Below are 20,995 nucleotides of genomic sequence, written 5' to 3' on the forward strand. Positions count from 1 at the left end.
ATAGATAGGCTGGTGGAGGACATTGGCGGCCAGAATGCGGCGCGGTGGCGTTTCCTCCGCTCCGGCCAATGGTGACAGGCATAACGTGCAGAACGATTCCGAACATCCGAAAAAGCGTCGGCAGCCATCGTGGCTGATCGAGGTCGACGCCTGGATCGACAGCAGCCTGTGGCGCTTCTTCCACGCCTTCGCCGCCTGGTGGGAAAGCGTCACCGTCGTCTCGCGCAAGTTCCGGGCGCGCGGCTTCAACCGCATCCTCGTCGAACTCGCCTGCGAGGCGCTGACGCTCGGTCTCGCCGGCATCATCCTGCTCTTCGCGCTCGCCCAGCCCTCGATCAAGGCGACGGCGCACGGCCTGCCGCAGGAGACCGACTATTCCGTCCTGTTCCTCGACCGGCACGGCGAGGAGATCGGCCGGCGCGGCGTGCTGCGCTCCGCCGCCGTGCCGATCGACGAGATGCCCGACCAGTTCATCAAGGCGCTTCTCGCCACCGAGGACCGGCGCTTCTTCGACCATTTCGGCATCGACTTCTGGGGCCTGATCCGCGCCATGGTGGTCAATGCGCAGGCCGGCGGCGTCGTCCAGGGCGGCTCGACCCTCACCCAGCAGCTCGCCAAGAACCTCTTCCTCACAAACGAGCGCTCGCTCGACCGCAAGATCAAGGAAGCCTTCCTGGCGCTCTGGCTGGAGACGCATCTGACCAAGCGCCAGATCCTGTCGATGTATCTCGACCGCGCCTATATGGGCGGCGGCACCTTCGGCGCGGCGGCCGCGGCCGAGTTCTACTTCGGCAAGAACATCCGCGACGTCTCCCTGGCCGAGGCGGCGATGCTGGCGGGCCTGTTCAAGGCCCCGACGAAATACGCCCCGCACGTCAACCTGCCGGCCGCCCGGGCGAGGGCCAACGAGGTCCTCACCAACATGGTGCAGGCGCATTTCCTCACCGAGGGCCAGGTGATCGAGGCGCGGCGCCATCCGGCGACGGCCGTCGACCGCACCACCATCCAGTCGCCCGACTACTTCCTCGACTACGCCTTCGACGAGGTGCAGAAGATCGCCCGCGAGAACGGCATCAAGCAGCACAACCTCGTCGCCCGCACCACGATCGACATGAACCTGCAGAAGCTCGCGGACGAGGCCATCGAGTACAATCTGCGGCAGTACGGCTCGACCTACCATGTCGGCCAGGCGGCCATGGTCTCGATCGCCGACGACGGCAGCGTGCGCGCCATGGTCGGCGGGCGCGACTATGGCGAGTCGCAGTTCAATCGCGCGACGCGGGCGCTGCGCCAGCCAGGCTCGTCCTTCAAGGTCTATGTCTACGCGACGGCGATGAAGCAGGGCATGAAGCCGAGCGACACGATCGTCGACAGCCCGATCACCATCGGCAACTGGTCGCCGCAGAACTACGAGCACAGCTTCGCGGGCCGCATCACCCTGGCCTACGCGCTGGCGCATTCGCTGAACGTGCCGGCGGTGAAGCTCTACATGAAGGTGGGCTTCAAGAACACGGTCGAGACGGCGAAGTCGATGGGTGTCGAGTCGAAGCTGCGCGGCGACAAGACCATGGCGCTCGGCACCAGCGAGGTGACGGTCCTGGACCAGGCGACGGCCTACACCGTCTTCGCCAATGGCGGCATGGACCCGCATCGCCATTCGATCATGCAGCTGAGCGACGCCAACGGGAAGGTGCTCTGGGACGCGCGCCGCGACATGCCGCCGCCGCACCGCGTGCTGCCGGTCGAGGCGGCGAAGTCGATGAACGAGATGCTCGTCGGCGTCGCCGAACACGGCACCGGCCGGCGCTCGCAGCTCTCCATGGTCCGCAACGGCGGCAAGACCGGCACGACGCAGGACTATCGCGACGGCTGGTTCTGCGGCTTCACCGGAAACTTCTCGACGGCGGTCTGGTTCGGCAACGACAGCTTCAAGCCGACCAACCGGATGACCGGCGGCACGCTCCCGGCGATGACGTGGCAGCGCTACATGGAGGCGGCGGAGAAGACCGTCGACCTGAAGCCGATCCCGTATATCGACAATCCGTTCAAGTCGGGCGGCGCCGACGTCGCCTCCGCGGCGGACGGCAGCGAGCCGGTGCGCACGCCCGACATGCTGAAGAAGCCGGCGCAGGACGTCCTCGCCGACATCGCCCAGAAGCTCGAGAATCTGCCCCCGATGCAGCTCGAGCATCTGGCGTCGGCGCGCCCGGCGGGCGATATGCCCGACGCGGCCCAGCCCTGAGCGGCCGGTCACCCGGTCGTCCAACGAAGTCACGCCCATGCGCCTCACGCTTCTCGTCGCCCTCGCCATCGCCGTCGCGCTCAGCCTCGGCGGCTGGTCGGCGCGCTGGGCGGTCGAGCAATCGGCCGACGTCGGCACCGTCACCGTCGGCCCCTGGGTCGCCAATCCCTTCGCCGGGGCGCCCGACGCCGATCCCTATTCGCGCGCCCGCCTCGCCAAGGTCGGCAATCTGACGCTCGGCATCGGCGAGGGGATCCTGTTCCGGGCCGAGGTCGACGACAGCGGCCGGCCGCTCAGGCGCGAATGCAATTACGCAATCGCCGGCACGACGCCTCCGGCCCGGGTGTTCTCGCTCGTTCCCTACACGCCGAACGGCGCGCTGATCGAGCCGGCGGTCGGCCGGCCGGGCTGGCTCACCTCCAACAATCTGATGCGTCACGAGGACAATTCGTTCCGGATCGGCATCGGGCCGCAGGCCCACGCCGGAAACTGGCTGGCGACCTCCGGCCACGGCCCCCTCATCCTGGCTCTGGCGCTCTACGACACGCCGGCGGCCGCTTCGAGCGGCGTCGCCAGCCTGGTCCTGCCCGGAATCACGCTCGAAGGATGCAGCCGTGGGTAAGCTTCTCCTCGCGCTGGCGATCGGCCTGGTCGGCGCCGTCCTCGTGCACATCGCGGTCATCCAGGCCATGCCGCAGGTGGCGAGCAACAACGCCTGGGAGCGGCTGTCCGAGCTCGGCAAGATGTACGACGTCGTGCGCGTCCAGCCGCTCGCCACCGAAGGCCGCAGCGCCGCCGCGGCCGGAACCCCGCTGCAGCAGGGGACCTTCGCCTTCGTCGATCCCGCCTTCATCACGGCGAGCTGCCGCTTCTCGCTCGCCAAGGGCCCGGTGCAGCTGTCCGCCGAGCAGCGCAGCGCGACCTTCTGGTCCGCCTCGATCTACGACAGCCAGGGCGACAATCTCTACAGCATCAACGACCGGGCGGCCGTCGACGACACCTTCGACCTGCTGGTCGGCACGCGCGACGAGATCATCGACCTCAAGGCCAATTCCGACCCGCAGAGCGAAGCGGACGATACGACCATTCCGGTCGAACTCGACCTCGGCGAGGGCTACATGACGATCCGCGCCCTGGTCGACGAGGAGAGCAAGCGGCCCGAGGTCGACGCCTTCATCCGCTCGCTGAAATGCGAGCCGGTCGATACCGACAGCGCGCAGGCGACCACCGTCCGGCAGGGCTGAGCCGGGCAGCCGGATCGACCGGGGAATGCTTCCCCTTTCGGAACATCGACGAACGGCCTGAGCCGCAGCCGGCGCGGGTCCCCGTCGGCGCGGCCTCAGCGCGCGATGCATCGGCTTCGACCGAATTGCCACAGTGCCGGCGGATCGGTCCCCGGCCGGCCGGGGTTAATCCCTTGCTAAGGACTCGCTCGGCATTGTCGCGCTCCTCGAAACCAACACTTAACTCTGTTGGAGCGTCATGACGGACCCGCAGCCGCGCATCTTTCGCACTCTGGAGAAAGAGACCGGCCGCGACCGATTCGACACCATCGTCTCGGCGGCCGTCGCCGCCTTCACGGCTCTGCGCCGCCCGAGCCAGAAGCATCAGGACGAGTTCGCCCGGCTGGTGATCCCGCTGTGGCAGAAGATCGGCCCGGACACCAAGCGCGCGCTCGCGGCATCGCTTGCAGCTGCCCCCGCAGTTCCGCGCGAGGTGGTGGCGAAGCTTCTCGCCGAGCCGGTCGACATCTGCGCGCCTTATCTCCTCGCGAACGCAGGCGGCCAAGTGGGCGCGCGGGCGCCGGTGCCGCCGGCGAAGGCGCCGCATCGCCAGTCTCCTCCCGAAGCGGTCGCCGCGCCGGAGCGGCGGAAGGGTTTCCAGAACGCCTCGCACGATCTCTTGGGACGGGGACCGGTACCGGCCGAGCCAGCGGGCGCGGCCGGCGACAGGGCGGCCGGCACTGTGGGCCCCGGCAGCGCCGACGAAGCGCGCTCCACTCTGCGGCGGCTGGTTTCGGCCGGCGTCGCGCCCAGGGCCGAAGCGGGACGCAGCCGCACGCCGGCGACGATCGGCGAAATCCTCGCGGCGGCGCGCTGCGGCGAGGCAGCCTCAGCCTATGCCGGCATCGCGGCCATGCTCGGCCGCGGCGACGAACTCGCCGCCGAACTCGCGGCGGACCATAAGGGCGAGACGCTGGCGATGGCGCTGAAGGCGCTCGATGCCGGCGCCAGCGACGCGCTGACGGTCGTCATCCTGCTGAAGCCGCGCGTCGGGCTGAACATGAACGCGTTCGACGAATTGAAGGGCTTCTTCCGAGACGTGTCGCGCGCCGACTGCCGCGGCCGCTTCGGCCTTTCCGCCTCGCCGGACCGGCGCACTGCCGCGCCACCGCTCCAGCCGCAGACCGTAGATCTCGACCGGCGGATACCCGCCGGCACCGCGCGCGCTGCCTTCGGACGTCGCCGGGCGACGCCCCAGCGCATCGCGACGCCCAAGGCCGGATAGAGATCCCGAGTCGGCCGCGCGGGAAGCACCGCCGGACGCGCCTCGGGCGGCATGACCCCGCCGTCGGCCACCCGGTTCATCCGCCGCCAATCGGCTGGCGGCGCGGCTCGCATCGCCTTGGCGGGAGCCGACCGGGGACGAGGCGCCACCGCGGCCCGATCCGCCCCGCGATTCCGGCCCTGCCGGCGATCTGCACCTGTACGTGTACCGCTCGCGAAGCCGCGACGGTTCGCAGAAGCGGAAGCGGCTGACACCGTTGCCTGCAAGCCGTCGGCGGCGCTGGCGCGGATCACGGGCCTTCCGGCCATTCCACCGGCCTACCTTATAGTTGCAGAACATCGGCCATTTTTACGCTTTCGGAAGCATTGCCGTGCAGTTTCGGATCCGGGCCCGTTAGCCGGCTAGACAGTTCCTCCCGAAACCGTTCGTCGACCGGATAGATATTGATGAAGATCCACCTCTCGCTTCCTGCCAAGATCTCGCTGATGGTCCTTGGCAGCCTCGTCGTGCTCAGCGCTGCCATCGTCTTCGTGACCTCGCTGACCCTCAGCGAGGACGCCGCGCGGCGCGCCACCGAGCGCCAGGAAGCGAACATGCGCGTCGCCTGGGACGTCATGCGCCAATACGGCAAGGACTTCAGCCTGAAGGACGGCGCCTTCTATGCCGGCAATACCAAGATCGACGGCTTCTACGCGCCGGTCGACCGCGTCAAGGAGCTCGTCGGCGGCACGGCCACGGTATTCTCCGGCGACACCCGCGTCGCCACCAATGTGAAGAAGCCGGACGGCTCGCGCGCGGTCGGCACCAAGCTCGCCAAGGGCCCCGTCTACGACGCCGTGCTCGGCCGCGGCGTGCCCTATCGCGGCGAGGCCGATATTCTCGGCACCGCCTTCTACACCGCCTACGACCCGATCAAGGACGCGAGCGGCAAGACCATCGGCGTCCTCTATGTCGGCATTCCCAAGGCGGAATTCTTCGCCTCGACCGATCGCGTCGAATGGCGCATCGCGGCGATCAGCCTGGCGATCCTGGTCATGATCGCGCTGGCGGTCACGGTCCTCAGCCGCAGGATGTTCTCCCCGCTGCAGAACCTCGCCGCCGCGATCGACCGCCTGGCCGCCGGCGATACCGCCGTCGCCATCCCGAGCGTCGAGCGCGCCGACGACATCGGCGGCATGGCCCGCTCAATCGCCCGGCTGAAGGAGGGCGCGGCCGAAAAGGAGCGCATCGAGGCCGAAGCGACCCAGCGCCGCGACGAGGTCGAGGTGGAGCGCCGGCAGTCCAGCGAACGGCAGGCGAGCACCGTCAGGGAGCAGGACGTCGTCGTCGGCGAGATCAGCCGCGGTCTCGAAAAGCTCGCCGCCGGCGCCCTCTCCTATCGCATCACCGCGTCCTTCCCTGCCGCCTATGCCAAGCTGAAGGACGACTTCAACCAGGTGATGGCCTCGCTCGGCGGCACCATGGCGACGATCGCCGAGGCTGCCGGGGCGATCGGCGCCGGCACGACCGAGATCAGCACCTCGTCCGACGACATGTCGCGCCGGACCGAGCAGCAGGCGGCGACGCTCGAGCAGACGGCCGCCGCGCTCGACCAGATCACAGCGGCGGTGCGGCGCACGGCGGAGTCCGCCAAGCACGCCCAGAGCGTCGTCGACGAGGCGAAGGGCCGGGCCGAGACCTCGGGCCGGATCGTGGACGATGCCGTGGCGGCGATGGGCGGCATCGAGACGTCCTCGAAGCAGATTTCGCAGATCGTTGGCGTGATCGACGAGATCGCCTTCCAGACCAACCTTCTGGCGCTGAACGCCGGCGTCGAGGCGGCGCGGGCCGGCGAAGCCGGCAAGGGTTTTGCCGTGGTCGCCCAGGAGGTGCGCGGCCTCGCCCAGCGCTCGGCGGAAGCCGCCAAGGAGATCAAGGAACTGATCAGCGCCTCGGCCGACCAGGTGGAGACCGGCGTCGAGCTCGTCGGCCGCACCGGCGAGGCGCTGAAGGCGATCGCCGAGCAGGTCAGCCAGATCAACGCGATCGTCTCCGAGATCTCGTCCTCCGCCCGCGAGCAGGCGACCAATCTCGGTGAGGTGAACACCGCCGTCGGCCAGATGGACCAGGTGACCCAGCAGAATGCCGCCATGGCCGAGGAATCGACCGCCGCCTGCCAGCATCTCGCCCGCGAGACCGGCGAACTCGGGCGCCTGATCGCCCGCTTCGACGTCGCCGCCGGTGATGCCGCTTCGCCCGCAAAGCCTTCTCCGGCGGCAACCAGGCGTCCGGCCCCCGCCCGCCAGCGCGCGGCCTATCCGACCGCGGGCAATGCGGCCCTGAAGGCGGCGCCGAGGGCGCAGGAGCAGAGCTGGGAAGAGTTCTGAGACCTGCGCGGCGGCGGTCCGAAACCCGGCCGCAGGCGCAGAGCCTTCCTCAGCCCGCCGGCCCGTCCGGCGGGCTGTGTTCGTCAGAGCCGGTACCGCCGGTCGCGGCGGCGGCTCTCGCCAGCCGGGACGCTGTGGCGTAAGGAGCGGCGATGCCGCTTTCGATCGCCCTCTTCCAGCCGGACATCGCCGGCAATACCGGCACGATCCTGCGCCTCGGCGCCTGCCTCGGCCTTGCGGTCGAGGTCATCGAGCCGGCCGGCTTCGACCTCTCGGACCGCGCCCTGAAGCGCGCCGGCATGGATTATGTCGCAATGTCGCGGCTGGTGCGGCACGTCGATTTCGACGCGTTCGAGGCAGCACGGCTCAGCGCCGGGCGGCGCCTCGTCCTCTTCACCACGAGAGCGCGGACCCGCTACACCGATTGCAGCTTCCGGCCGGACGACGTGCTGCTGTTCGGCCGGGAGAGCGCCGGCGTGCCGGACGCGGTGCATGCCCTGGCGGATCTGCGCGTCACCATTCCGATGGTCGCCGGCGCGCGCTCGCTGAATCTCGCTGTCTCGGCGGGAATGGCGGCGGGCGAAGCGTTGCGTCAGGTCGGATGGGGCAGCGAGGCGCCGGGCGTCACGGCGACCGGCCACCCGCTGGCCTGACGGCCCGAACGGCCGAAGCGAGCGCCGGCGTGAGCCCGACCGCCCGCTTCGCGCCCGGTCGGCGCGTCTACTGGTTGGCCGGTCCCGGCGCGGCAACGCCCGGCGGCGTCCCGCCCGAATTTCCGGCCGGCGCCGATCCGCCGCCCTGGCCGGACGCGGGCGCCGGCTGGGACGAGGAGCCGTTCGAACCGGAACCCGACGAGCCGTTCGCATTGGACCCGGCGGCACCGCCATTCGAAGCCGCCTTGCCCTCGCCGCCCTTCGCCTCGGCCGACTGCGATCCGCCGGCCGGCGTCCATGCCTTGAACTTCTCCGGCGAGACGTTCTTCATCTCCTTGATGAAGGAGACGAGGCGCCAGATCTGCTCGTCCTTGGCATGCATGCCGAAGCCGGGCATGCCGGTCATCCGGATACCGTTCTTGATCACCCAGAAGATCGCCGTCGGATCCTCCTCCTCGCCGACATGGCCGAGGTCTGGCGGGTTCGGGTCCATGCCCTGTGCGAATTTCGCCGGCTCGACGCCGGGTCCGCCGTGACAGTTGATGCAGGCACCCTTGGCGAATTCCTTGGCACCGGCCTCGACAGCCTGCGGCGTGCCGAACCAGTCGGGCTTCGGCGGCGCGACGGCGTGCTGGTCGACGGAGGCTTCGCGAACGCTGCGCAGCGCCCATTCGACCACGGCGTTACCGCCGCCCACCGCGGCCACGTTGTAATAGCCGCCGAAGAAATAGATGGCGCCGGCGACGGCGATGAGGATCGCCAGCGCGCCGATGGCTCCCAGAAACCGCATGGATTGACCTCCCGGGTCTGCGTTCGATGGCTCCTTCGCAACGCCATCCGGCAGGGCGGCAGAGACAGAGCATGATCGCCCAGGGACTTGCCCCAGCGAACCTGTCCAAATACCGTCGACACCCGGGAGGCGTGCGAGGAAGTCGTTCGACAGCCAACTGTTGCAGCCGGCATCGAGGGTGCGCGCCGAGCCTTCTCCCGAGGGAGGGGCGGCGCCGCACGAACATCAATCGGCGGTCGGCAGTCTGCGCATGGTGAACTCGATCTCGCCGGCGGGAAGTTCGCGCCAGCTTTCGACCTGCGTCCAATAGGCGGCCTTGGGATAGCGCTCGAACCACTCGCGCGCCTTCACCCGCGCCGCATCGCGCGGCAGCGTGAAGGTCTCGCGCACGAAGCTGTCGCCGCCGGACGAGCGTGCCCGGCGCGACTTTTCCAGCTGGCTACGAAGCCCGTCCAGCGGCGGGCGGACGATCCGGGACATGAGGACCAACTCCACGCAGGCGGCCTCTCGGGCGCTCGCGCCAAGATAGCGTCCGGGCCGGGCGATGGCGAATCCTGCCGCGCTTCGCCGGACCCGGCGCGATTGCCGCCTTGCGCCGGACCGCGCCGCCATGCTCCGCCTCGCTTGGCATTGCGCGCGGTCATCCCAGATGCCATGCCATCCAGGGAGAGGGACCCTGCGCGCGAACGGGCCGGCCGGATGGCGGCTAACGCGTGCGGGGCGAGCGGACGACCCGGCGCGGCCGGGCAAAAGGGGGCGATACCTTCGATGCGACAGCCGAACCTGCCAGAGGGCCTGCCCGACGACATCGAGACCAAGAAGGCGACGGCGCAGGCCTGGTTCGAGGCGCTGCGCGACCGGATCTGCGCGTCGTTCGAGGCGCTGGAGGACGAGTTCGGCGAGGAGACCGGCCTCGCCCCCGGCCGGTTCGAGCAGACGCCCTGGGAGCGGGAAAATTCCGGCGGCGGCGGCCTCATGTCGATGATGCACGGCCGCATCTTCGAGAAGGTCGGGGTACACACCTCGACCGTCCACGGCGATTTCTCGCCGGAATTCCGCAAGCAGATCCCCGGCGCCGAAGAGGATCCGACGTTCTGGGCCTCCGGGATCTCGCTGATCGCGCACCTGCGCAATCCGAATGTTCCGGCGGTCCACATGAACACGCGGATGGTGGTCACGACGCGGCAGTGGTTCGGCGGCGGCGCCGATCTCACGCCGACGCTGGAGCGCCGCCGCAGCCCGGACGATCCCGACACGCGCGCCTTCCACAAGGCGCTGAAGTTCGTCTGCGACCGCCATCAGGGCGTTGCGGACTACGAGGCACTGAAGGCCTGGTGCGACGAGTACTTCTTCCTGCCGCATCGAAACGAGGCGCGCGGGGTCGGCGGCATCTTCTACGACTGGCTGCACTCGTCCGAAGAGCAGGGCGGCTGGGACGCCGACTTCGCCTTCACCCGCGACGTCGGCAAGGCCTTCCTCGTGGTCTATCCGCACATCGTCAAGCAGAACGTCGTCCTGCCCTACACGCAGGAGGACCGCGAAGAGCAACTGGTCCGGCGTGGCCGCTATGTCGAGTACAACCTTCTCTACGATCGCGGAACGCTGTTCGGTCTCAAGACGGGCGGCAATGTCGCCTCGATCCTCTCTTCGATGCCGCCGGTGGTGAAGTGGCCGTGACAATAAATCACTGTTGCGGACATTTCGGATTTCGAAGAAGTGATTGAACCATTATAACGAAATCCCCATTTGGACTTCCTATAAGGGGGTAAACCTGAAGGGAGGTCGAAATCATGTACGAGCTTGACTGTGCCGGCATCATCCCGGGATGTGAGCGCGTGATCCGCGCGGAAACCCAGGCCGAGGTCGTGCGGCGCGCCGTCGCCCAGGCCAAACAGCTCGGGGTCGAGCGGATTCCGCTCCTGATGCTGGACGCGTTCCGGCAGAAGACCCGGGAACTGGCCAACGGATAAGATAAGACGCTCGACGAGCGTGTCGTCCGAAGGGCGGTCCGGAAGGTCCGCCCTTTTTTGATGCGCCGGGCAAACGGGTGTCACGCCTTGCGCGGCGAGCGCCGTCCAGCCCGGATGCTGCGCCTCATGAACCGGACGGGGAGATGGCCGCGAGCAGTTGCTCGCGCGTCTGCCGGAAGCCGCTCTCCGCCCAGCTGCGCTTCAGCTGCTCGAGCGCGCGGCCCATCCCGGGGCCGGGCGCGATGCCGGCCTGCCGCAGGTCCTCGCCGGAGATCGGGAAGGCCGGCGGATCGAACGCCTCCGCGGCCTCCAGCTGCCGGGTGAGGCTGGCGAGCACGGCCATCGCCTCTATGCCGCCTTCCGCCTTCGCCCGTGCGGTGGCGACGGCCAGCCGCAGCCGGTCGACGATGGCCTGCCGATCACCGAAATAGAGCCGCGCATTCAGCTCGGCCTCGCGCTCCGTCGCAGCCACCGGCTCGGCATGGGCATGCGCGAGCAGGCGGTCGCGATCCGCGTTGGAGAGGCGCAGCCGCCGGGCGAGGTCCGCCATGCGGGGGGCGTCGGGCGGCGTGATCGCCATCAGCCGCAGCAGCGGGTCCGCCGGCCAGCCGAAGGCGACCTCGGCGGCGACCAGCGGATGGATGCTGTCGATGCCCCAGCGCTCCGACTCCGGCAGCACCTGCGTGAGGACCCCGGTCTGCCGCATCCAGAGCAGCGCCCGCGACGGATCGGGGGCGGCCAGCAGCTTCTTCAGCTCCGCCCACACCCGTTCCGCGGAAAGGCCGGACATGCCGTCCTTCAGCCGCGCCGCGGCGCGGATCCCGGCAGCATCCGGACGCCCGGCGCCATACCAGGCGAAGAAGCGGAAGAAGCGGAGGATCCTCAGATAGTCCTCGCGGATGCGCGTCTCGGCATCGCCGATGAAGCGCAGCGTCCGGCTCTCGATGTCGGCGATGCCGCCGACAAGGTCGACCACCTCGCCAGCCGCCGTCGCGTAGAGCGCGTTGATGGTGAAGTCGCGCCGCGAAGCGTCCGCCCGCCAGTCGCGTCCGAAGCGGACGACCGCATGGCGGCCGTTGGTCTCAACATCCTCGCGCAGCGTCGTCACCTCGAATGGCCGCTCCGGCGTCACGACCGTAATCGTGCCGTGCTCGAAGCCGGTCGGCACCGCCTTGAACCCGGCCGCCTCGACCCGCCGCACGGTCTCCTGCGGCACCGTCGTCGTCGCGATGTCGACGTCTGTCACCGGATGTCCGAGGATCGTGTTGCGGACCGCGCCGCCGACGACGCGCGCCTCCTCTCCGCCCTCCGACAGGGCGGCGAGCAGCGCCTGGAGCGAGGGAGCCCCCAGCCAGTCGGCGTCGATCGTCGTCATGCATAGAACCTTTCATACAGCGTGCGGATGATGCCGGCCGTGACGCCCCAGATGAAGCGCTCGCCGAAGGGCATCACATAGTAATGCCGCAGCGCCCCTTGCCACTCCCGGCTTTCCCGGCGGTGGTTCTCCTCGCGCATCAGGAAGCCGAGCGGCACCTCGAAGACGTCCTCGACCTCGGCGGGATTGGGCGCGAGCTCGAAGCCCGGACGCACGACCGCGACCACCGGCGTGATCCGGAAGCCTGTCCCGGTCATGTAGCGCGGCAGCCGTCCGATCGGCTCGACATGGGCGGGATCGAGCGCGATCTCCTCCTCCGCTTCCCGCAGCGCCGCCGCCTCGGGCGAGGCGTCCTCGGGATCGATCGAGCCGCCGGGGAAGGCGATCTGGCCGGAATGCTTGCGCAGGCCGCTGGAGCGCGTCGTCAGGATGACCGAGGCGCCCTCCGCCCGGTCCACGACCGGCACCAGCACGGCCGCGGCGCGCGCCTCCCGCCGCTCCATCAGCTGGACGAAGTCCGGGTTGAGCAGATGATCGCCGTATTCGCGCGTCTCCTCGCCTGTGCGGTCGGCGGCGATGCGCGCGCGAAGATCGGCCGCGGTGAGGCGGGGGAAGATCTCGTCCATGCCCTCCCTCACGACAGAAGTTCGGCCGGAATGGCGAAAGCCGCGCCGTTCGAGCGCACGACGTGGCGCTCGCCGTCGGGCTCGATCAGGCCGGCGAGATCGAAGGCGAGCGGGCGCGTCAGCCGCGCCTCCAGCCGCCCGCGCACCAGGAGATAGGGCCGGAAGCCGGCCTCGGGATCCGCGGCAAAGCACAAGGGATGCTCCGGCCCCGCCGCCACCACGTCGCCGACATCGGTGCGGAAGGACAGGACGGGTTCGCCGCCGCGGATCTCCCGCACCATCTCCACCGCCTGGAAATGCGCGTCCTCGACGGCGATCCCGAGCTTCTCGACCGGCGTCACGAGATAGGTGCGCCCGTCCGCGTCCTTGCGCAGCACCGTCGAGAACAGCCGCTTCAGCGCCGGGCGGGCGATGGGCGTTCCCTGATAGGTCCAGCTGCCGTCGGCCCGAATCGTCATATCGATATCGCCGCAGAAGGGCGGCTCCCAGCGCTCCACCGGCGGCGTGCCCCGGCCAGCACGCTCGGCCCGCGCGATCAGCGCCGCGAGGTCGGGGCTCACGTTATCTTGTTGAATCTCCATACATCCTCGCGCGGATTGTTGAAGGCTGCGCAGGCTGCGGACCGCCGCCCTGTCTTATTTTGGCCCGCCTTCGAGGTCACGAAATAGTGGTATGGCGAGTGCCTGCCAGCCGTGCCACCCTCGGCGCCGGGCAATTGACAAGGCCGCAGCCGGGCGCGCTCCTTGTTGCGATGCGGGACGACCGCCTTTTCTACGGAGAATCCTCGATGACGATGCTCGCGCCGAAAGAGGCAACGCTCAGCGATGACGCGATCGTCGGCATGGCGGAGTCGGCGCTGGCCGACATCGCCGAGGTGAGGCGCTCGGTCGGCACGGTCATCTTCGGCCAGGAGGATGTGGTCGAGCAGACGATGATCGCCATCCTCGCCGGCGGCCACGCCCTGCTCGTCGGCGTGCCGGGCCTTGCCAAGACCAAGCTCGTCGACACGCTCGGCATCGCGCTCGGCCTCGACGCGCGGCGCATCCAGTTCACGCCGGACCTGATGCCCTCCGACATCATCGGCACCGAAGTGATGGACCAGGACGAGCACGGCCGGCGCTCGTTCCGCTACGTCCGCGGTCCGGTCTTCGCCCAGCTGCTGATGGCCGACGAGATCAACCGCGCCTCGCCGCGCACGCAGTCGGCGCTGCTCCAGTCGATGCAGGAGTACCACGTCACCGTCGCCGGCGAGCGCCACGACCTGCCGAAGCCGTTCCACGTGCTGGCGACGCAGAACCCGCTGGAGCAGGAGGGCACCTATCCCCTGCCCGAGGCGCAGCTCGACCGCTTCCTGATGCAGGTCGACGTCGCCTATCCCGATCTCGCGGCCGAGCGGCGCATCCTGCTCGAGACCACCGGCGGAACCGAGCAGAGGGCGACGCCGGTGATGACCGCGGAGCGGCTGCGCGAGATCCAGGCGCTGGTGCGCCGCATGCCGGTCGCCGAAAGCGTCGTCGAGGCGATCCTGACGCTGGTGCGCTCGGCCCGCCCGGGCAACGGCCACAGCGAGGCCGACACCCACATCGCCTGGGGCCCGGGGCCCCGCGCCAGCCAGGCGCTGATGACCTGCGTGCGCGCCCGCGCGCTCTATGACGGGCGCCTGGCCCCCTCGGTGGACGACGTCATGGCGCTCGCCGAGCCGATCCTGCAGCACCGCATGGCGCTCAATTTCGCCGCGCGGGCCGAAGGCATCAGCGTGCGCGACGTGATCGCCGCGCTGAAGCGCAGCGCCGCTTGAGGCCGCACGCGATGCGGCGCCCCGCGATGACGCCAGAGACCGCCTGATGCCGATCGGTTCGTCCGTCGAACTCACATCCGCTCCGGACGCCCTCGTCCGGGCGCGGCAGCGCGCGGCGCTGATGCCGGACCTCCTGGTCGAGGCACGGCGCGTCGTCGCGACCGTCATCGCCGGCTGGCACGGACGCCGCCGCCGCGGCGTCGGCGAGAACTTCTGGCAGTTCCGCCCCTTCGTCGAGGGCGAGCAGGTCTCGCGCATCGACTGGCGCCGCTCGGCCCGCGACGATCACCTCTATCTGAGGGATCGGGAGTGGGAGGCGGCGCACACCGTCTGGCTCTGGGCCGATCCGTCGCCCTCGATGCGCTTCCAGTCGAAGGCCGCGCCGGTCTCGAAGGAGTCGCGCGCGCTCGTCCTGGTGCTGGCGCTCGCCGAGATCCTGTCGCGATCCGGCGAACGGATCGGCTATCCCGGCGTGCTCGACCCCGTCTCCTCGCGCAATGCCGCCGAACGGATCGCCGCCGCTCTGCTCGGCGGGCGGCCCGATCACGGCTTTCCGCCGGACGAAAAGCTGAAGCGCTTCTCCGAGCTCGTTCTCGTCAGCGATTTTCTGGACGATGTCGACGACATCGTCGCACGCATCGATCGCATCGGCCGGCGCGGCATCCGCGGCCATCTCATCATGATCGCCGATCCGGCCGAAGAGGCCTTCCCCTATGCCGGGCGCACCGAGTTCCGCGATCCGGAGACCGGTGCCAAGCTGACGGCCGGTCGTGCCGAGACGCTGCGCGAGGAGTATCGCAGGCTCTACGCCGCACGTCGCGACGTCATCGGCGAGCATTGCCGGCGGCTCGGCTGGAGCTTCGTAGTGCATCGCACCGACCATCTCGCCTCCGAGGCGCTCGTCGCCATCCATGGCCGCCTGTCCGGCGTGCCGCAATCCCTCGGACCCCGTTCATGATCGGCGGCCTCGCCCTCTCCTTCGGCGCGCCCTTCGTCCTCGTCGGCCTTCTCGCCCTGCCGGTGATCTGGTGGCTCCTGAAGCTGACGCCGCCGCGCCCGCAGACCGAGACCTTCCCGCCGCTGCGCATCCTGCAGCGCGTCCTGAAGAGCGAGGAGACGCCGGCGAAGAGCCCGTGGTGGCTGACGCTGCTGCGCCTGCTGCTCGCCGCGCTGGTGATCTTCGCACTCGCCGCTCCGACGCTCAATCCGAGCCAGAGCGTGCTGTCGGGCTCCGGTCCGCTGGCGCTGCTCGTCGACAACGGCTGGGCGAGCGGCGGCGACTGGGAGCAGCGACGCTCGGCGGCCGAGACGCTGATCCGCCGGGCGGGCGATGCCGGGCGGCCGGTCGCCCTCGCCTTCACGGCCGACGGCGCCGCGAACGACGCGGCTCCGGTCGAGGCGACGACGGCGCTGGACCGGCTCGCGGCCGCCTCGCCCCAGCCGATCCCGACCGACCGCGCGGGCGCCGCCGAACGCCTCGCCAACGGGCTCGCCGGCCAGACCCCGGGCTCGCTGGTCTTCCTCTCCGACGGCCTCGACAGCGCCGACGCACAGGCTGCGGCGAAGCGGCTCGCGGCGCTGTCCCCGTCGCAGGCGATCGTCTACGCTCCGGACGTCACCGGGCTCGTCGGCCTCACCGGCGCGGACAATTCCACCGACGCGCTGGTGGTCAAGGGGGTGCGCGCGGCCGGCGCCGGCGCGTCCGGCGCCACGACGCTCGTCGCGCTCGACCAGCAGAGCCGCGAGGTCGGCCGCACCCCGATGAGCTTTAGCGGCGGCACCGGCGAGGCGCGCTTCGCCATCCCGGTCGAGCTGCGCAACGACATCGCCCGCATCGAGGTGGAGAACGCGCGGAACGCCGGCGGCGTCCGCCTGCTCGACGATTCCTTCCGGCGCCGGCGGGTGGCGCTCGTCTCCGGCGAATCCTCGGACCTCGCCCAGCCGCTGCTCTCGCCGCTCTACTACATCAGCCGGGCGCTGCAGCCCTTTGCCGATCTCGTGCGGCCGGACAGCGCCGACCTCTCGAAGGCGATCCCGGAACTCCTGCGGGAGAAGCCCTCGGTCATGGTGCTCGCGGATATCGGCAACCTGCCGGACGAGGCGCGCACGGCGCTGGAGAAATTCGTTCAGGACGGCGGCTATCTCGTGCGCTTTGCCGGTCCGCGTCTGGCTGCGGCCACGGGCGAGGACCCGCTCGTCCCGGTGCGGCTGCGCCAGGGCGAACGCCAGCTCGGCGGCGCGATGTCCTGGTCGGAACCGCAGAAGATCGCGCCGATGGCCAAGGACAGCCCGTTCGCCGGTATCAAGGTGCCGGACGACATCACGGTGTCGCGCCAGATCCTCGCCGAACCCTCGGCCGATCTCGCCAGCAAGACCTGGGCGAGCCTTGCCGACGGCACGCCGCTCGTCACCGCCGAGAAGCGCGGCGCCGGCACGATCGTGCTGTTCCACGTGACCGCCGAGGCAACCTGGTCGAACCTGCCGATCTCCGGCGCCTTCGTCGACATGCTGCGGCGGGTCGTGACGCTGTCGCGCGCCAATGCCGCTGCCCCGGACGGGCGCACGAGCGCCGACAGCCTGCCGCCCTACCGCGTCCTCGACGGCAGCGGCCGCCTGACGGGCGCGGGGGCGGACGTGCAGCCGCTCGACCTGACGAAGCCGGCCCCGCGCCCGGTGACGCGCGCCAATCCGCCCGGCCTCTACGGCACGCAGGAGGGCTATGTCGCGCACAATCTCCTGCCGGCGGGAACCACGCTGAAGCCGCTTCCCGCGCTCGACCTCGGCACGACGGTCGAGACGCGGTCCTATGGCAACAAGGACTCCGTCGATCTGCGGCCCTGGCTCTTCGCCGCGGCGCTGATCCTCTTCGCGCTCGACGCGCTGGCGCTTCTCTGGCTCGGCGGCACGTTCGCGCGGCTCGGCGGCGCGTTCGGCCGCGGCCGCTCGTCGGCCGTTCCGGCGATCGCCCTCCTCGGCCTCGGCCTCGGCCTCGCGCTGGCCGTCGCCACGCCGCATCCCGCCTTCGCCCAGTCGGAGGCGGCGCGCATCGCCAAGACGATCGACATGCAGAAGGCGATGGAGGCGACCAGCGCCACCCATCTCGCCTATGTCGAGACCGGCGACCAGGCGGTGGACGACCGGTCGCGCGCGGGGCTCAAGGGCCTGTCGCAGTACATCGCGGCGAAGACGGCGCTGGAGCCCGGTGATCCGATGGGCGTCGACATCGCCAAGGACGAGCTCGCCTTCTACCCGATCCTCTACTGGCCGATCCATGCCGAGGACAAGATGCCGAGCGCGGACGCGATCAGCCGCATCGACGCCTATATGAAGGAAGGCGGCACCGTCCTCTTCGACGTCGCCGACGACACGCTCTCCTTGCTGTCCGGAAACGTCTCGCCGGGCCAGCGCCGCCTGCGCGCCATCCTTGCGAACCTCGACATACCGCCGCTGGAGCCGGTTCCGCACGACCACGTGCTGACCAAGGCCTTCTACCTGATGAACGACTTCCCCGGCCTGCACACCGGCTCCGACCTGTGGGTGGAGTCGCTGGTGCCGGACGCCTCGGGCGCGCGGCGACCGGCCCGCGGCGGTGACGGCGTCTCCTCGATCATGATCACCTCGAACGACTTCGCCGGCGCCTGGGCCGTCGACGACCAGGGCATGTTCCTCTACCCGACCGACTCCAGCGACCCGGCGCAGCGCGAGAACGCCTACCGCGCCGGCGTGAACATCGTGATGTACGTGCTCACCGGCAACTACAAGGCCGACCAGGTGCACGTGCCGGCGCTGCTCGAAAGGCTCGGACAATAATGACCTGGTCGGTCGACTTCGCGCCGTTCTTCTCCTGGACGGTCATCGCCATCCTCGCCGTGCCGGCGGTCCTGCTGTCGCTGGCGCTCTTCGCCGCGCGCACCCGCGGCGCGGCGATCCGCATCGTCGCCATCGCCGCCCTGCTGCTCGCCCTGATGAACCCGGTGGTGCTGCGCGAACAGCGCGACCCCCTGAAGAGCGTCGTCGCCCTCGTCGTCGACCGCAGCCAGAGCCAGACCATCGGCGACCGCACGAAGCAGACGGACGAAGCCGAGGCAGCGCTGAAGAAGAGCCTCGCCCGCTTCCCGCAGTTCGAGGTGCGCACGGTCGAGGCGAAGACCTCCGGCTCGCCCGGCGACGACGCGACGACCGCCCTCTTCGGCGCGCTGTCCGGCGCGCTGAAGGACGTCTCGCCCGGCCGCGTCGCCGGCGCCATTATGCTCACCGACGGGCAGGTGCACGACATTCCGGCCAAGGCCGAGGCGCTCGGCTTCGACGCGCCGGTCCACGGCCTGATCACCGGGCGTCCCGACGAGTTCGACCGCCGTATCGAGATCACCACCGCCCCCCGCTTCGGCCTCGTCAAGGACGACCAGACGATCAACTACCGGGTGATCGAGCAGGGCAAGGGCGCCTCCACCGACCCGGTCGAGGTGCAGGTCTTCCTCAACGGCGACCTGATCGCGCGGCAACAGGCCCGTCCCGGCAGCGACGCCTCGGTCACGTTCCACCTGCCGCGGGCCGGCAAGAACATCGTCCAGCTCTCCGTTGCCCACGACGGCCGCGAGATCACCGCGGTCAACAACCGCGCCATCGCCATCGTCGACGGCATCCGCGAGAACCTGCGCGTGCTCCTCGTCTCCGGCGAGCCGCATGCCGGCGAGCGCACCTGGCGCAACCTGTTGAAGTCCGACGCCTCGGTCGACCTCGTCCACTTCACCATCCTGCGGCCGCCGGAAAAGCAGGACGGCACGCCGATCAACGAGCTGTCGCTGATCGCCTTCCCGACACGCGAGCTGTTCGTCGAGAAGATCAAGGACTTCGACCTGATCATCTTCGACCGCTATCAGGAGCGCGGCGTGCTGCCCTCGCTCTATTTCGACTACATCGCCCAGTACGTGAAGCAGGGCGGCGCAATGCTGGTGGCGGCCGGGCCCGAATATGCCGGCGACGAGAGCATCGCGATGACGCCGCTGCAGCAGATCCTGCCGGCTTTGCCGACCGGCCAAGTCGACGAGAAGCCGTTCTTCCCGCAGATCTCAGCCCTCGGCGCCAAGCATCCGGTGACGCGCGACCTGCCGGGCTCGAAGACCGAGCCGCCGAACTGGAGCCAGTGGTTCCGCACCATCGAGGTCGGCAAGACCGAGGGCGAGACGGTGATGACCGGCGCCGACAAGCGCCCGCTCCTCGTCCTCAACCGGGTCGGCGACGGCCGCATCGCTCTCCTCTTGTCGGACCAGGAATGGCTGTGGTCGCGCGGCTTCGAGGGCGGCGGCCCGCATGTCGCCCTGTTCCGGCGCCTCGCGCACTGGCTGATGAAGGAGCCGGACCTCGAGGAGGAAGCGCTGGATGCCGAGGCGCACGGCTCCGACCTCACCGTGACCCGCCAGACGATCGGCGACGATCCCGGCCCGGCGACGGTGCTGACCCCATCCGGCAAGGCGGTCACCCTGCCGCTGAAGAAGGTCGATGCCGGCCGCTGGCAGGGCACGCTGAAGACCGACGAGCTCGGGCTCTTCCAGGCGGCCAACGGCGATCTCCGGGCGCTCGCCAATGTCGGACCGGTCAACCCGCGGGAATACCGCGAGGCGATCTCGACGACGGCCAAGCTGCAGCCGATCGCCGACGCCACGCACGGCAGCGTCCGCCGCATAGCCGACGCCTCCGGAACGCTCGACATCCCGCGGATCGTGCCGGTCAGCGGCCGGGCGAACGCCGACGGGCGCGACTGGATCGGGCTGAAGACGACCGACGAGACGGTGCTGCGCGGCGTCGACCGCACCCCGCTCTTCGCCGGCTTCCTCGGCCTCGCCGTCCTGCTCCTGGTGCTCTCGGCGACCTGGTACCGCGAAGGGCGTTGAGAGGTTCAGCCGAGATCGGTCTGGCTGAAGTCGTCGCCCTTGTAGAGTGGGGGCACGCCACTCGCCTTTGCACAGGCGTAAGCGAAGCAGTCGCCGAAGTTGAGATCGGCGGGATGGCCGACGATCTTGCCGTAGGTGGCCGCGGTCTCAAGTGCTCGCTGGCCAATGTCGGGCGTGACCAAAAGGTTCGTGGCGCCGATGTCTTCGACGAAGGCTTGGACGGCGGCCTGCGCCTGCCGCACGAGATCGGGCGAGGGGCGGTCGCCTCCACGTGTCGCCGGTGCCTTCTTTCGCGCCAGAGCAAGAACGGCTTCGAAGACCGCCAGCGGCGAGACGAAGAAGGGTCCCGCGGCAGTCGCCATCTGCAGCTGGATCGCCTCGTGGCCGGCCTCGCGGCCGAGGATCGCAACGATGGCGGACGCATCGACGAACATCTACGCGCCGTCCCACATCGCGTCGGCGAAGGCCTTCATGTCGAAATCGGGATCGTTCGGTCCCATCGCATCGGCGAGCGCCATGGACCGCGCGAGCCGATCCTCGAGCGGACGCATCTTCCGCACTTCATCGATCTGCCGCTCGAGCGCCAAGCGCACCGCTTGCGTCTTCGTCTTCGCCTTGATCAGCCGACGGACCTCTTCCGCCAAGGCGTCGACCGCGGCATCACGGATAATCAGCGCCATCCGACATCCTCCTTCGGATATCGCTATAGCACAAGCGCGAACTCGGCGTGGATTCCACCTTTGTTCGTCACGGAGTCGTTGCAACGGTTCGGGCAC

The 20,995-nt window shown here is 69.7% G+C and carries 19 protein-coding genes; 12 read left to right on the plus strand and 7 right to left on the minus strand.

What is annotated here, in order from left to right:
- The first annotated feature begins 85 nt into the window (after positions 1–85).
- The 6 genes from AB5S17_RS16600 to AB5S17_RS16625 all read left to right on the plus strand — a co-directional run bounded on the left by AB5S17_RS16600 (position 86) and on the right by AB5S17_RS16625 (position 7,769).
- Complete coding sequence (locus AB5S17_RS16600; RefSeq protein WP_369241372.1) at positions 86–2,242, plus strand: transglycosylase domain-containing protein; 2,157 nt, start codon at positions 86–88, stop codon at positions 2,240–2,242.
- A gap of 37 nt (positions 2,243–2,279) precedes the next feature.
- Positions 2,280–2,864 carry a DUF1214 domain-containing protein gene (locus AB5S17_RS16605; RefSeq protein ID WP_369241374.1) on the plus strand — a complete coding sequence of 195 codons (585 nt, stop codon included), beginning with the start codon at positions 2,280–2,282 and terminating at the stop codon, positions 2,862–2,864.
- On the plus strand, positions 2,857–3,486 hold the full coding sequence (locus tag AB5S17_RS16610; RefSeq protein ID WP_369241376.1) for a hypothetical protein: 630 nt from the start codon (positions 2,857–2,859) through the stop codon (positions 3,484–3,486). Before AB5S17_RS16605 ends, AB5S17_RS16610 begins: the two co-directional genes overlap by 8 nt.
- Before the next feature lie 238 nt (positions 3,487–3,724).
- The gene (locus tag AB5S17_RS16615) at positions 3,725–4,750 is read left to right on the plus strand and encodes a hypothetical protein (RefSeq protein ID WP_369241378.1); all 1,026 of its coding nucleotides are present in this window, start codon (positions 3,725–3,727) and stop codon (positions 4,748–4,750) included.
- Between the two features lie 446 nt (positions 4,751–5,196).
- Entirely contained in the window at positions 5,197–7,116 is a 1,920-nt protein-coding gene (locus AB5S17_RS16620) for a methyl-accepting chemotaxis protein (RefSeq protein WP_369241379.1), read from the plus strand.
- Between the two features lie 152 nt (positions 7,117–7,268).
- On the plus strand, positions 7,269–7,769 hold the full coding sequence (locus AB5S17_RS16625) for a tRNA (cytidine(34)-2'-O)-methyltransferase (RefSeq protein ID WP_369241381.1): 501 nt from the start codon (positions 7,269–7,271) through the stop codon (positions 7,767–7,769).
- Between the two features lie 67 nt (positions 7,770–7,836).
- On the opposite strand, the gene AB5S17_RS16630 is transcribed toward AB5S17_RS16625, so the two are convergent.
- The gene (locus AB5S17_RS16630) at positions 7,837–8,559 is read right to left on the minus strand and encodes a cytochrome c (protein ID WP_369241383.1); all 723 of its coding nucleotides are present in this window, start codon (positions 8,557–8,559) and stop codon (positions 7,837–7,839) included.
- A 225-nt stretch (positions 8,560–8,784) separates the two neighbouring features.
- Complete coding sequence (locus AB5S17_RS16635; RefSeq protein ID WP_369241385.1) at positions 8,785–9,039, minus strand: hypothetical protein; 255 nt, start codon at positions 9,037–9,039, stop codon at positions 8,785–8,787.
- Between the two features lie 288 nt (positions 9,040–9,327).
- Between AB5S17_RS16635 and hemF the strand changes: the two genes are divergently transcribed.
- Entirely contained in the window at positions 9,328–10,236 is a 909-nt protein-coding gene (hemF, locus tag AB5S17_RS16640) for an oxygen-dependent coproporphyrinogen oxidase (protein WP_369241387.1), read from the plus strand.
- Positions 10,237–10,349: 113 nt separating this feature from the next.
- Positions 10,350–10,529, plus strand: coding sequence for a DUF1059 domain-containing protein (locus tag AB5S17_RS16645; protein ID WP_369241389.1), 180 nt, complete (start codon positions 10,350–10,352; stop codon positions 10,527–10,529).
- Positions 10,530–10,653: 124 nt separating this feature from the next.
- Here the strand turns inward: AB5S17_RS16645 and AB5S17_RS16650 are convergent, their stop codons facing one another.
- The 3 genes from AB5S17_RS16650 to AB5S17_RS16660 are packed head-to-tail and all read right to left on the minus strand — an operon-like array spanning position 10,654 to position 13,111.
- On the minus strand, positions 10,654–11,904 hold the full coding sequence (locus AB5S17_RS16650) for a CCA tRNA nucleotidyltransferase (RefSeq protein WP_369241391.1): 1,251 nt from the start codon (positions 11,902–11,904) through the stop codon (positions 10,654–10,656).
- Positions 11,901–12,530: a CoA pyrophosphatase gene (locus AB5S17_RS16655; protein WP_369241393.1), complete on the minus strand. Its 630-nt coding sequence runs from the start codon at positions 12,528–12,530 to the stop codon at positions 11,901–11,903. Before AB5S17_RS16655 ends, AB5S17_RS16650 begins: the two co-directional genes overlap by 4 nt.
- 8 nt (positions 12,531–12,538) lie before the next feature.
- Positions 12,539–13,111, minus strand: a complete 573-nt coding sequence (locus AB5S17_RS16660) for a DUF1285 domain-containing protein (protein ID WP_369241395.1) — start codon at positions 13,109–13,111, stop codon at positions 12,539–12,541.
- Positions 13,112–13,317: 206 nt separating this feature from the next.
- Between AB5S17_RS16660 and AB5S17_RS16665 the strand changes: the two genes are divergently transcribed.
- From AB5S17_RS16665 to AB5S17_RS16680, 4 genes are read left to right on the plus strand one after another with little or no spacing between them, the layout of a single operon-like run.
- Positions 13,318–14,328: an AAA family ATPase gene (locus tag AB5S17_RS16665; RefSeq protein WP_369241397.1), complete on the plus strand. Its 1,011-nt coding sequence runs from the start codon at positions 13,318–13,320 to the stop codon at positions 14,326–14,328.
- A 46-nt stretch (positions 14,329–14,374) separates the two neighbouring features.
- Positions 14,375–15,286 (plus strand): DUF58 domain-containing protein, encoded by a 912-nt coding sequence (locus tag AB5S17_RS16670; protein WP_369241399.1) that lies wholly within the window; start codon positions 14,375–14,377, stop codon positions 15,284–15,286.
- The gene (locus AB5S17_RS16675; RefSeq protein ID WP_369241400.1) at positions 15,283–18,138 is read left to right on the plus strand and encodes a DUF4159 domain-containing protein; all 2,856 of its coding nucleotides are present in this window, start codon (positions 15,283–15,285) and stop codon (positions 18,136–18,138) included. Before AB5S17_RS16670 ends, AB5S17_RS16675 begins: the two co-directional genes overlap by 4 nt.
- Positions 18,138–20,219, plus strand: a complete 2,082-nt coding sequence (locus AB5S17_RS16680) for a hypothetical protein (protein ID WP_369241402.1) — start codon at positions 18,138–18,140, stop codon at positions 20,217–20,219. Before AB5S17_RS16675 ends, AB5S17_RS16680 begins: the two co-directional genes overlap by 1 nt.
- Before the next feature lie 5 nt (positions 20,220–20,224).
- On the opposite strand, the gene AB5S17_RS16685 is transcribed toward AB5S17_RS16680, so the two are convergent.
- Positions 20,225–20,653: a type II toxin-antitoxin system VapC family toxin gene (locus AB5S17_RS16685; RefSeq protein ID WP_369241404.1), complete on the minus strand. Its 429-nt coding sequence runs from the start codon at positions 20,651–20,653 to the stop codon at positions 20,225–20,227.
- Positions 20,654–20,899 carry a type II toxin-antitoxin system VapB family antitoxin gene (locus AB5S17_RS16690; RefSeq protein ID WP_369241406.1) on the minus strand — a complete coding sequence of 82 codons (246 nt, stop codon included), beginning with the start codon at positions 20,897–20,899 and terminating at the stop codon, positions 20,654–20,656.
- Positions 20,900–20,995 lie beyond the last annotated feature (96 nt).

The sequence above is a fragment of the Jiella sp. M17.18 genome (assembly GCF_041027365.1).
Taxonomy (GTDB): domain Bacteria; phylum Pseudomonadota; class Alphaproteobacteria; order Rhizobiales; family Rhizobiaceae; genus VKMB-3413.

Coding starts and splice junctions, on each gene's coding strand:
- AB5S17_RS16645 (WP_369241389.1), top strand. CDS start 10,350: ATGTACGAGCTTGACTGTGCCGGCATCATCCCGGGATGTGAGCGCGTG.
- AB5S17_RS16655 (WP_369241393.1), bottom strand. CDS start 12,530: ATGGACGAGATCTTCCCCCGCCTCACCGCGGCCGATCTTCGCGCGCGC.
- AB5S17_RS16675 (WP_369241400.1), top strand. CDS start 15,283: ATGATCGGCGGCCTCGCCCTCTCCTTCGGCGCGCCCTTCGTCCTCGTC.
- AB5S17_RS16665 (WP_369241397.1), top strand. CDS start 13,318: ATGACGATGCTCGCGCCGAAAGAGGCAACGCTCAGCGATGACGCGATC.
- AB5S17_RS16670 (WP_369241399.1), top strand. CDS start 14,375: ATGCCGATCGGTTCGTCCGTCGAACTCACATCCGCTCCGGACGCCCTC.
- AB5S17_RS16620 (WP_369241379.1), top strand. CDS start 5,197: ATGAAGATCCACCTCTCGCTTCCTGCCAAGATCTCGCTGATGGTCCTT.
- AB5S17_RS16630 (WP_369241383.1), bottom strand. CDS start 8,559: ATGCGGTTTCTGGGAGCCATCGGCGCGCTGGCGATCCTCATCGCCGTC.
- AB5S17_RS16690 (WP_369241406.1), bottom strand. CDS start 20,899: ATGGCGCTGATTATCCGTGATGCCGCGGTCGACGCCTTGGCGGAAGAG.
- AB5S17_RS16615 (WP_369241378.1), top strand. CDS start 3,725: ATGACGGACCCGCAGCCGCGCATCTTTCGCACTCTGGAGAAAGAGACC.
- AB5S17_RS16635 (WP_369241385.1), bottom strand. CDS start 9,039: ATGTCCCGGATCGTCCGCCCGCCGCTGGACGGGCTTCGTAGCCAGCTG.
- hemF (WP_369241387.1), top strand. CDS start 9,328: ATGCGACAGCCGAACCTGCCAGAGGGCCTGCCCGACGACATCGAGACC.
- AB5S17_RS16660 (WP_369241395.1), bottom strand. CDS start 13,111: ATGGAGATTCAACAAGATAACGTGAGCCCCGACCTCGCGGCGCTGATC.
- AB5S17_RS16625 (WP_369241381.1), top strand. CDS start 7,269: ATGCCGCTTTCGATCGCCCTCTTCCAGCCGGACATCGCCGGCAATACC.
- AB5S17_RS16685 (WP_369241404.1), bottom strand. CDS start 20,653: ATGTTCGTCGATGCGTCCGCCATCGTTGCGATCCTCGGCCGCGAGGCC.
- AB5S17_RS16650 (WP_369241391.1), bottom strand. CDS start 11,904: ATGACGACGATCGACGCCGACTGGCTGGGGGCTCCCTCGCTCCAGGCG.
- AB5S17_RS16605 (WP_369241374.1), top strand. CDS start 2,280: ATGCGCCTCACGCTTCTCGTCGCCCTCGCCATCGCCGTCGCGCTCAGC.
- AB5S17_RS16680 (WP_369241402.1), top strand. CDS start 18,138: ATGACCTGGTCGGTCGACTTCGCGCCGTTCTTCTCCTGGACGGTCATC.